This is a genomic window from Peribacillus sp. NPDC058002, from assembly GCF_042886655.1.
Taxonomy (GTDB): Bacteria; Bacillota; Bacilli; order Bacillales; family DSM-1321; genus Peribacillus; species Peribacillus aracenensis.
On record NZ_JBHVQU010000141.1, the window covers coordinates 1 to 9,836 of the forward strand.

Genomic DNA, 9,836 nt, shown 5'->3' on the forward strand with positions numbered 1-9,836 from the left:
TATAGATACTTAGATGCTCGATGATTTTCCCTTGTTCGTAGATCATTTCTAATAAGGATTTATAAAAACCTGATTCCGTGGCCGGAACATGGACCATTATTTTATCTGTACCTAGTGTCTTTTTGGCAATTTCATAGGGAAGTGGACCTGAAAAAAGCCATGCATGTACGTTAGATTCATGTTCCTTTACAATATTCTCTACCTCTTCTGTCTTTACATAGGGCAAAGAGATGAATTCCAACTCATGTTTATATTCTTCTGCCAAGATTAAAATTTGTTCTATAGAAGTTTTTAGGCCGACCAGTCCGATTTTATACATCCGGTAATCTACTTCCTTTTATAATCTGTAATAGAATCATTGTTCTTTTTAGAATATCCTAGTTTAATCTCAGTCATGGTATCATAATCCTAATTCTTCTGCTGCCTAATTATTGCTTAATTTGTATTGAGTCGTGATTATGAGTTGTCTAGTTACTCTTATCGTATCGGCAGCAAAAAGAAAAGAGTGATAGCACTGGTATATATAGTTGTATTCATACCCACGCAAACTTTTCTCTTTTGATTCATTTTATCATGCAACACTTTTATTCGTGAACATCTCCTCTTGGGAATTATTATACTTTCCTGCCCATTACAATAAAAAAGCTGCCTCAATGACAGCTTCGCATTTCTATAAAGAGTCCTTACGGACAGAACTCGATCCAGCATGCATTTCACTAGTCATAGGCAACTCCGCAGGAGCAACGATTTTTCCCAAATAACAAGTGATAAGATGCAGGGAATTCCTGATTGACTCGTTGAACTTCATTCGCAAATTCCTTACTATCCTTTGGTACTCGTGAAAGTGCATCCGCTTTTTCCTGCGAATCAATATTAGCTCAAGGTGGTATCCGAACGCCATTTGTCACTACTGCATTATAAGAAATAAATGCTCCTCTTCCTACAATTGCGGTATAAACAATGGAGTTAAAACCAACAAATACTTTGTCTGCAATACCCCATTAAATTGGTAACTAAGGAAAATCAACTCTGCCCGTTACAACAAATTGACATAAATTTCTTGATGTCACTTTTTAGATCCCCGGGTGGCTAAGAAACTTCCTTCGACGGGTGCCATGACCGCATGAAATTAACGGTTTAACAGCATCCACATAGAGCAAAGAATAGCCTTCAAAATTTGCATCGCAACTCGAATTTCATTTACGTGTATACCAAGAATGTCAGGGTGTTACTTCTTTAACCTATAAATTTTACGAGGTCTTCCCCGTGGTGATTGAAGTTCTTCTCCTTTGTACTCCACTAAACCGCTATCACTCAAACTACTCATAATTCTCTGGGCATTTCGAACGGTCATTGATAAATGAGAGGCTAAGTCTGAGGAAGTGAAGCCGTCCCAGCCCATACGATCAACCAATGCTTCTATCTTTTTATACGTTTTTACACTAATGTTAGCCTGATTCAATTTATCTAGCAGTTCTTTATCATCAGAACGAAAGGTATATGCCAATTGTTCTTCTTGACCTACGGATTCAATCATTACACCATCTTCTTGGATAACGACAATTCCGGAACTGTCTTGCTTCTTCGAATGACGGATCGCCTTACGGGCATTGATTTCTGCAGATGCAGCCGTCTCACCAAAACCAATACCAACTGCAACCGGGACATCCATTTCAAGGGCCAGTTGTTGAACAGTACTTTGCAAGCTGCCAATTTCCCGTTCAATTGCCTTTCGTGAACTAAATATTTGATAGCGGCCGTTTCCATTTTCGATGAGGGATCCATCTAATTTTTCACAAAATGTAAGTAATGTTTGTTTAATCTTAAGCTCAACATGCTGCAGATGGTAACGAATATCAACCTCGTCAACAAATTGATCGAACTGATCAATTTCAATAATTTCCACACCTATCTGGCTATCTTTGAAATAAGTACTTTTTGCTTTTTCAATTAAAATCTTGACCGCTTGCCGGATTTCCATCTTCGTCATATTTATTTTGTAAACAGGAACATTCTCCTTCTTCAATGCTTCATATACGGATTGTAAAACGGTAAGGACACCATGTACCGCCCCTTCCCTCCACAGATGAAGGTGAAATTGGACAATGTCTTGAAAATCATATTGTTCATCAAATGTTTTTACATAAATATGTTCGGTGGAAATCCCCAGCTCTTGTAGCGATTCTTGCAAAAAAAAGTCTTCCAATCGAATCATATCGATGGATATCTTATCGAAAAAATATTTTTGATCTGCCGACATTTGTAGAAAACATCTATATAAACTAGATCCTACAGGCGGACAATACGTAAAATTGGCATCTGAATCTAACATTTCTTTAGCTATTCGATATGGGACCGGACCAGAGAAAAACCAACCATTTACTGCATTTTGGTGATTTTTTATAATGTCCGTTACCTCACGTGCATCTTCATATGGAAAATCAATAAAATCTATTTCATGTTCAAATTCATTGGTAACATCCCGAATTTTCTTTATAGATGAAAGTGGACCTACAACACCAATTTTATACAAGTTTATTTCACCCCTACATCATACTATTAGTTTTATTATATCAAAATAACCAACCACAACATGGAAAATATGAGCTCCAAATATAAAAGCATGTAAAGCACCGTTTGACATAAATAAACGGTGCTACTTAATATGGATTCTTATCTATCATGAGTCCAAGAGTGGCAGAGCCTATTCATTCAAAGGTTTCGAATCCATTTTCATTTAACAAGAAATACCAGAAAATAATTTCCCTTTTTTCTGAAAATTTTATTGAAATAGATTATTCTTAATTATATAATACATTTAACGAAAATAACGTTAAATGTTCGTTAAATAAAAATCAGTATATTGAAAGGAATTAATGAAGTTCACAAAGGAATGTAAGTCGGTAATTTGAGTTTAAGGCATGTTTAGGGAAAAAGTTTATAAAGGGAATGGTGCAAAACGCACAAACTACAAATGGAAGAAGGTTTAGGAGGAGAATGTAATGGAACAAAAAGTAATGAAAGATACAACTAATCTTCAAAATCATAAAACGGGTGGTTTTTTCAATCGAGTAGAGCGAATAGGAAACAAAATCCCCCACCCCTTTATCTTATTTATTTATATGATTGCCTTTTTATTTGTTGTAACCGCTCTCTTATCAGTCTTCCATGTTTCGGCATCGGACCCCATAAGTGGAGAGAAAGTGGAAGTTCAAAACCTCTTAAGCCGTGAAGGCATCCAATGGATTTTGCCGAATATGATTAAAAACTTTTCCGGCTTTTTACCACTGGGATCTATTTTAGCTCTTATGCTAGGAGTAGGATTAGCGGAAAAAGTTGGATTGTTGGAAGTTTTGATTCGGAAGATGTCGCTAAAAGTCTCAGGGAAATACGCTAGTTATTTAGTTGTATTTGTTGCTTTTTTTAGTCATGTTTCTTCTGATGCTGCGCTTGTTATTATGCCTCCCCTTGGTGCTTTGATTTTCCTTGCTGTGGGGCGTCACCCTGTTGCTGGGTTGCTCGCTGCCATCGCTGGGGTTGGTTCGGGTTTCACTGCCAACTTATTAATCGTCACAACAGATGTCTTGCTATCAGGAATCAGTTCGGAAGTAGCGAAAGGCATGAATGCAAATTTGACCGTTAATGTTACGGATAACTGGTTCTTTATGGCGACGTCCGTTCTCGTACTCACGGTAGTTATATCCTTGATTACAGATAAATTTGTCGAGCCGCGCTTAGGAAAGTATGAAGGTGGCGGTCAGCATAAAAAATTGGAGCAATTAACGAAGCAACAAAACAAAGCACTCCTGGCTACAGGTATTTCAGCTTTGATTTTTATAGCTGTTATGGCCGTTCTAGTCGTTCCAGAAGGAGCTCTATTACGAAACCCAGAAACTGGAGCCATTCTCCCCTCTCCATTCATGTCTGGAATTGTCGCAATCATCTTACTCTTCTTTTTTACTGTTTCTATTACTTATGGAGTTAAGGTGGGAGCAATCAAGAAACAAAATGACATTCCGGAATTATTGGTGGACCCCATTAAAGGAATGGCTGGATTTATCATTATGGTTTTCCCGCTTTCCCAATTTGTCGCTTGCTTCAACTGGAGTAATATGGGTAAATTTTTGGCTTTATCCATCACAGATCTCTTGGAACAGCTAAACATAGAAGGTGCACCTGTCCTAATTGGGCTAATGTTCTTATCTGGACTTCTTTCCATGTTCATTGCCAGCGGCTCTGCAATATGGTCTATATTGGCACCCGTTTTTGTCCCAATGTTCATGGTATTAGGCTATCATCCTGCCTTCGCCCAAATGTTGTTCAGGGTAGCAGATTCATCTGTACTGCCATTGGCACCTGTATCTCCATTTGTCCCACTATTCTTAAGTTTCTTACAAGAGTATCGAAAAGATGCAAAACTAGGAACTTATTATTCTCTTATTTTGCCTTATCCGATTATCATCTTCATCATTTGGACGCTATTGGTTGTCGTTTGGTATTTCCTTGGCCTCCCTATTGGTCCCGGAGTATCTCCGAAATTACCATAATTCGCAAAATCTCAAGCGCCTCACATGCCCCTTACTTGAGGGGCTGGGCCGCTTGGTGTCGACAACAAATCGAATTATATGAATGATCATCAAATAAATCAGGAGTGAAATGAATTGGATATTATTTCTTTAAGACGTGATCTTCATCAACATCCAGAAGTTGGCTTTACGGAATTTCGTACTGCTTCAAAGGTAGTAGAAGCACTAAATTCTTTGAAATATAACGTGATATTTGGAAAAAATGCTTTAGATGGTGAGTCTCGCCGTGGAGTTCCCCCTATAGAAGTATTGGAGGAAACATTTAATAGAGCATTACAAGATGGCGCCAATCCAAAAATCCTCCAAGAAATGGAGGGTGGATATACTGCTGTCATTGGTATTTTAAAAGGAAAAGCTGATGGCCCAACCGTAGCTTTCCGCTTTGATATGGATGCATTGCCTGTTACGGAAAGTACTGATTCTGACCACTTCCCGCAAATGAACGGTTTTCGTTCCAAATATGAAGGGAATATGCATGCCTGTGCACACGATGGCCATACAGCAATCGGTTTGGGACTTGCTGAAAAATTAGCGGATGGGAATTTTTCAGGAACGGTAAAACTTATTTTTCAACCTGCTGAAGAGGGAGTACGCGGTGCCTATTCAATTGTACAAAAAGGGATTTTGGATGATGTGGATTATTTATATTGTCTGCACCTTGGCACAGATGTCCCCCTAGGAGAATTTCATGGTGGTTCTTCCGGCTTTTTAGCAAGTACGAAAATGGCTGCCCATTTTCATGGGGTATCTTCTCATGCAGGTGCTTCTCCGGAAAAAGGGAAAAATGCTTTGTTAGGGGCAGCCACCGCATTATTGAATATACATGCCATTCCAAGATTCAGTTCAGGTTCTACCCGCATAAATGTAGGTATTCTTAACGGAGGAACAGCCGCTAATATTATTCCCGCGCATGCAAAAATGGTCATTGAGACACGGTCTGTATCCGAAGAAACAAATGCTGAAGTGGAGCAGCGTGTTCGAAATATCGTGGCTCATAGTGCAGGTATGCATGAGCTTGAACATGAAATTGAAATCATAGGTCAAGCAATTACGATTCGTTGTGATCAGGAACTTGTCGAACTCGCCATGGAAGAAGCCAGGAATGTAGATGGTTTTTCAACAATCAAAGCATGCAGGGAATCCGGTTCTGCTGGTAGCGAAGATGCAAGTTTTATGATTCGAAGAGTACAGGATAATGGCGGGAAAGGGACATATATGATTATTGGGACTGATATTCCTGCACCACATCACCACCCTAAATTTGATGTTCAAGAAGAAGTTTTACCAAGGAGTGCAGAACTTTTGAATCTAATTGCAAGACGCCTATTAAAATAATTCTTCAGATATACATATAGGAAGGAAAGAGTATAAAATGACACATGTAAATAAATTATCGGAAATCATTGAACAAAAAAAAGATAAATTCATTGAAGTCAGTGACTGTATATGGAATTTTGCCGAAACACGCTTTGAAGAATATCAATCTGCTGAATTGCTGTGCAGCACGTTAGAAAACGAAGGATTTTCTGTTGAAAAAGGTGTTGGGAACATAGAAACGGCATTTATCGGTAGCTATGGGACCGGTAAACCTATTGTGGCAATCATGGGCGAATTTGATGCGCTGTCAGGTATGAGTCAAAAAAAAGCTACAGCTAAACAAGAGCCAATAGTCCAAGGTGAAAATGGCCATGGATGTGGTCACAATTTACTTGGTACTGGAGCTTTAGCTGCAGCTGTTGCGGTGAAGGATTATATGGAAGAGAATCATATAAATGGGACAGTTCGTTATTATGGATGTCCAGGAGAAGAAGGCGGATCAGGCAAAACCTTCATGGTCAGAGAGGGTTTGTTCGATGACGTTGATTTTGCATTTTGTTGGCACCCACTGGATGTCAACGGCGTTATGTCGATGGATTCGCTTTCCAATTTCCAAGTGTATTATAAGTTTAAAGGAAAAAGCTCTCATGCAGCTGCATCACCACATTTGGGACGGAGTGCTTTAGATGCCGTAGAACTTATGAATGTTGGCGTGAACTATTTAAGGGAGCATATTATTCAAGAAGCAAGAGTCCATTATGCAATAACGAATTCAGGCGGATTATCGCCTAATGTTGTCCAACAAGATGCAGAGGTTCTTTATTTATTACGAGCTCCGGAAGTTTCACAAGTTCAAGATATTTACTTGAGAGTTTGTAATATTGCTAAAGGAGCTGCCCTTATGACAGGAACTGAATTAGAAATCGTTTTCGATAAAGCCTGTTCCAATGTTATCCAAAACAATGTGCTAGAATCCGTCATGTACAAGAATTTTCAAGAATTAGGTATTCCACAACACGATGAAAAGGAAAAACAGCTTGCCAAAGAAGTCCGCGCCACCTTAACCGAACAAGAAAGGAACAGTACAATCAATCCTTCTAAAGATAATCAAGATGATGCATTGGCAAATTGGTTAGAACCCATCGAGGGCTTACAAGCGCCATTAACAGGTTCCTCGGATGTGGGAGATGTTAGTTGGATCGTTCCTACCGCCCAATGCACAACAGCTTGTTTTGTTCTTGGGTCACCTTTGCATAGCTGGCAGTGGGTTACACTGGGATCAACATCCATTGCCCATAAAGGAATGCTTCATGCTGGCAAGGTTATTGCGGCAACTGCAGTAGAAGTGCTTCAAAATCCGGAATTAATTGAAAAGGCTAAAACAGAGCTAAAAGAACGATTAAAAGGGAAAAGCTATATCTCCCCTATTCCGCAGGATGTAAAGCCTTTAGTTAAAAGATGATAAACTAGATTAGTGTGTTGCCGTAATCATTAATTGTCCGTAGCTATATGGTCATTTAGCCTCATGGAACTTATGATGTATAAAAAGGGGCTCGGGAAACTTATCTTTCAGCACATGACTAAGTTGACTGGAGCGGGTGTTCGAGACTCCTGCGGGAAAAGCGTGTCTAGGGGAGACCCCGCAGGCGCATGCCGGGGAGGCTCCCCGACCGCCCGCGGAAAGCAAGTTTCTTGAGCGGAAATCTACGTCAAATTGTACAAGCCATAAAAGAAACTGTGTCTTCGAATTTGTCTAAAGTCTCAGGGATCTTCGATTGGAAGGTCCCTTTTCCATTCTGGCTTTATATTTACTCTCGGAAACCTCTAAGTGTCATAAAAATTGATGGGAAGAAGCTTATCCCTTCATATTCAACAGATATCCTTCAATTTCGTGCTTGCTTTTCAATATAACTATTAGCTTTTCAGGGTCACTCTTTTGAATATCTGCAAGTCTCTTTTTCATTTCTTTCTTGCGAGGAAAGTAGGTGGTCATGATAAATTTAACAAACTGCCAGTCTAATTTTTCATTGCAGCCTTTGCCCATATCAGGTCTTGTTTTACCTAGATAAGATAACCTACGATTTATAACACGGTAAAGGCAAACACGGAGAGGAAGTTCTAAATAAATAATCGTATCGGCAAGCTCCGAACGCAAATTAAAAGAATTACTATAATTGCCTTCCATTATCCACTTGTCATGACTCAATACATCCTTCTGAGCAGAAATAAAATCCTCTAAAGGAGCTTCCACCCAGCCTGGCCTCCAGTAGAATGTATCCAAATGATGTACTTCGATATCCAAATTATCCAAGTCTTCTTGCAAAAGTAGATTTTCCGACTCCCGCGGACACTCCGATAACCATGATACGTTCCATTTATATACCAACTTCCCCACTTTATTAATTGAAATAACCAGTATGTCTACCAAATATATATAACCTTTTTAACAGCCTTCTTCCTTTGCACTTCCCTTTAGTTCCATAGAAAAGGCGACCCTTCTTGAATGAAGAATCGCATCAGTTATAGAAAAGGAAGTATGGTTACTGCGGTGTCCTGTCGATGAACAAGCCTGACTCTATTCTATCTTTATTAATTCAGTTGCCCTAAATGTTTCCTTGCCTCGTAATCAACAAGTTTTTCATCCTTCTTAATTCGTGCCAGATAATCCGGGTTAGCTATAAGTGGACGTCCAATCGCCGCAACGTCAATAATGCCTTTTTCCAGTGCGGCTTCTGCGGTTTCAGGATCAAGCCCCCCTACACCAATTATGATTCCATCCCAGTTGCTGCGTACCAATTCATGCATCGTCAATCCTCTTGCAATCGGTTTGGAAAATTCCATCGTGGATGGGTGAATCATTTTGACCCCTGTTTCATTGAACGCTTCAATAAATGTTTGGATCGCTTTTTCAGGGTCTTCCCACATGTAGGACGGCTGGTCAATTTTCAAAGCCGAGAAACGAATAAGGGTGCGCTCCACTCCAACAGCATCAATAACTGCTTTTAACACTTCATTCATAAAAGTCAGACGCTGTTTTAAATCACCACCGTACCGATCGGTCCTTTTATTGGAGGTGTCTGAATTGAACTGGTCTATTAAGTAGCCGTGTGCACCATGAATTTCAACGCCATCAAAGCCAGCATCCATTGCATTCTTTGCAGCTTGTTTATATTGGTCCACAACTTCTGCAATATCCGTCTCTGTCATTTCTTCAGGAGTGTCAAAAGGTTTACCGAATCGTGAAACCTTACCTTCTGCAGCGATGGGGGACGGAGCCTGCGGAGGAAGTCCTCCTGCAATTTCATGGTGGCTTGCACGGCCCACATGCCAGATTTGCGCAATAATCGTTCCGCCTTCTGCGTGCACTGCTTCCGTTACTTTTTTCCACCCGTTGATTTGCTCATGAGTATATATTCCGGGAACCCCAGGATTGCCCTTTGCTCTTGGTGAAATCACTACACCTTCAGTGATGATAAGTCCGATTCCATCTTGAGCCCGTTTTCGGTAATATTCTACGGTCAGGTCGTTCACAACACCCGTTTCGTTATCGGCAAACGACCGTGTCATAGGAGCCATTGCCGTTCTTGTTTTTAAGTTCCATGCACCTATTGTTACAGGTTCAAACATTTTGGCTTTCATTGTATTCATTTGAATTCCTCCTGTTAACCGCTTTACCTGGGCTAATTTTTAGTAACTATTACTGTGTAAGATTATCCGATAAGTGGTTGGTTTTCAAATAATTCACTCTGTTTTTAAAGCATTGGATAAAATATGGGAATAAAGACCAATAAGAACTTTATTGTTTTTTTCCAAGGCTGTTTTCGCATAATTTGTTGCTATTTACCAAGTAAAGCGACGTGGTTGATTTCCCCTCCAGGTGCTCGCTTTCCGCGGGGCGGGCGGTGAGCCTCCTCGGCGTAAACGCCTGTGGGG

General features: G+C 39.9%; 6 protein-coding genes and 2 pseudogenes. 3 read left to right on the top strand and 5 right to left on the bottom strand.

Annotation, left to right across the window (positions count from 1 at the left end; all coding sequences use genetic code 11):
• From ACFVSH_RS19005 to ACFVSH_RS19015, 3 genes and pseudogenes are all read right to left on the bottom strand, one after another.
• Positions 1 to 319, bottom strand: a pseudogene (locus ACFVSH_RS19005) (hypothetical protein); the annotation flags it as partial.
• A 397-nt stretch (positions 320 to 716) separates the two neighbouring features.
• A pseudogene (locus tag ACFVSH_RS19010) lies at positions 717 to 995 on the bottom strand (LbetaH domain-containing protein); the annotation flags it as partial.
• Positions 996 to 1,228: 233 nt separating this feature from the next.
• Entirely contained in the window at positions 1,229 to 2,533 is a 1,305-nt protein-coding gene (locus tag ACFVSH_RS19015; protein WP_387596965.1) for a helix-turn-helix domain-containing protein, read from the bottom strand.
• Positions 2,534 to 3,017: 484 nt separating this feature from the next.
• Between ACFVSH_RS19015 and ACFVSH_RS19020 the strand changes: the two genes are divergently transcribed.
• The 3 genes from ACFVSH_RS19020 (at position 3,018) to ACFVSH_RS19030 (ending at position 7,365) form a co-directional block, all read left to right on the top strand.
• Entirely contained in the window at positions 3,018 to 4,547 is a 1,530-nt protein-coding gene (locus ACFVSH_RS19020; protein ID WP_260287387.1) for an AbgT family transporter, read from the top strand.
• A gap of 114 nt (positions 4,548 to 4,661) precedes the next feature.
• The gene (locus ACFVSH_RS19025) at positions 4,662 to 5,921 is read left to right on the top strand and encodes an amidohydrolase (protein WP_387596968.1); all 1,260 of its coding nucleotides are present in this window, start codon (positions 4,662 to 4,664) and stop codon (positions 5,919 to 5,921) included.
• Positions 5,922 to 5,958: 37 nt separating this feature from the next.
• On the top strand, positions 5,959 to 7,365 hold the full coding sequence (locus tag ACFVSH_RS19030) for a M20 family metallopeptidase (protein ID WP_387596971.1): 1,407 nt from the start codon (positions 5,959 to 5,961) through the stop codon (positions 7,363 to 7,365).
• 393 nt (positions 7,366 to 7,758) lie between these two features.
• Here ACFVSH_RS19030 and ACFVSH_RS19035 read toward each other — a convergent pair whose 3' ends face one another.
• A complete protein-coding gene (locus tag ACFVSH_RS19035; RefSeq protein ID WP_387707331.1) occupies positions 7,759 to 8,154 on the bottom strand; it encodes a P-loop NTPase family protein in 396 nt (131 codons plus the stop codon).
• A 338-nt stretch (positions 8,155 to 8,492) separates the two neighbouring features.
• Positions 8,493 to 9,551 carry an alkene reductase gene (locus ACFVSH_RS19040; protein WP_387707335.1) on the bottom strand — a complete coding sequence of 353 codons (1,059 nt, stop codon included), beginning with the start codon at positions 9,549 to 9,551 and terminating at the stop codon, positions 8,493 to 8,495.
• Positions 9,552 to 9,836: the final 285 nt, after the last annotated feature.

Excerpts from the sequence above, each read along its gene's own strand:
- ACFVSH_RS19020 (WP_260287387.1), top strand. The coding sequence starts at position 3,018 with ATGAAAGATACAACTAATCTTCAAAATCATAAAACGGGTGGTTTTTTC.
- ACFVSH_RS19040 (WP_387707335.1), bottom strand. The coding sequence starts at position 9,551 with ATGAATACAATGAAAGCCAAAATGTTTGAACCTGTAACAATAGGTGCA.
- ACFVSH_RS19030 (WP_387596971.1), top strand. The coding sequence starts at position 5,959 with ATGACACATGTAAATAAATTATCGGAAATCATTGAACAAAAAAAAGAT.